Raw genomic sequence first — 1,202 nt, 5'->3', positions numbered from 1 at the left:
AAACTGCGTTACCACAACATCATCATCATGACCGATGCTGACGTCGATGGTTCGCACATTCGTACGCTACTGTTGACCTTCTTCTACCGTCAAATGCCAGAGCTTATCGAGCGTGGTTACGTGTACATCGCTCAGCCACCACTATACAAAGTGAAGAAGGGCAAACAAGAGCAGTACATCAAAGATGAAGAAGCGATGAACCAATACCAAGTATCATTGGCATTGGACAACGCATCACTGCACGTAAACGCAGAAGCTCCAGCTCTAGCTGGCGAAGCGCTAGAAAAACTGGTTCAACAATACAATGCAGGTATCAAGCTTGCTGATCGTATGAGCCGTCGTTACCCTCGCGCCTTAGTGCATGAGCTTATCTACACATCTCGTCTAACGGCTGAGCAGTGTCATGATGCAGCAGCAGTAGAAGCTTGGACAAAACAACTTGTTGAGCAACTAAACGCGAAAGAAGTGGGCGCAAGCCAATACAGCTACGAAGTGGAGCTGCACGCAGAGCTTGGTTTGAGCCTGCCGAAGATCATCGTTCGTACACACGGTGTGACTCACGAGCACGCGCTAAGTGTTGATTTCCTAAACTCAAAAGAATACGGCAAGCTGGCGGACCTTTCTGAAGTCCTAGACGGTCTTCTAGAAGAGGGCGCGTACATCAAACGTGGTGAACGTACTCTGCCAGTATCAAGCTTTGCTGAAGCACTTGAGTGGTTGGTTAAAGAATCGATGCGTGGTCTAAGCCGTCAGCGCTACAAAGGTCTAGGTGAGATGAACCCAGATCAGCTTTGGGAAACCACAATGGACCCAGAGACGCGTCGCATGATGCAAGTAACGATTGAAGATGCGGTAGGCGCAGACCAATTGTTCACAACGCTAATGGGTGACCAAGTTGAACCTCGTCGTCACTTCATCGAAGAGAACGCACTGAAGGTTGCAAACCTAGACGTGTAGCGACAAGCGTTTTTGGATAGAAAAAAGCAGCGAGCCATCGCTGCTTTTTTGTTTCTTGGTGGTATGAAAATCACCACTTTATGCCAAGACTTTGGCTTTTCTGCTACTAACTGCCAGAGGCTTGAGTAGCGGCACCATTTTGTTTCCCTTTTCTGTTTTTCTTGCCATTTTGTTCGATTGAGTGCTTTTGCTTTCTTTTTCCTGCTCGCTATAGTGCTGTAGAGCTTTCCAATCATACGAGGTTA

1 protein-coding gene is annotated in these 1,202 nt (G+C 47.6%); it reads left to right on the top strand.

Going from position 1 to position 1,202, the window contains the following annotated elements:
- Positions 1-957, top strand: a 957-nt coding sequence (locus tag R7P72_RS25070; protein WP_318110969.1) for a toprim domain-containing protein, incomplete at its 5' end; no start/stop codon positions are given.
- Positions 958-1,202 lie beyond the last annotated feature (245 nt).

The organism is Vibrio sp. Vb0888 (assembly GCF_033338835.1).
Lineage (GTDB): Bacteria > Pseudomonadota > Gammaproteobacteria > Enterobacterales > Vibrionaceae > Vibrio > Vibrio alginolyticus.
Note: the sequence above shows the minus strand (reverse complement) of the source record. Positions and strands in the feature narration are given on the sequence as shown.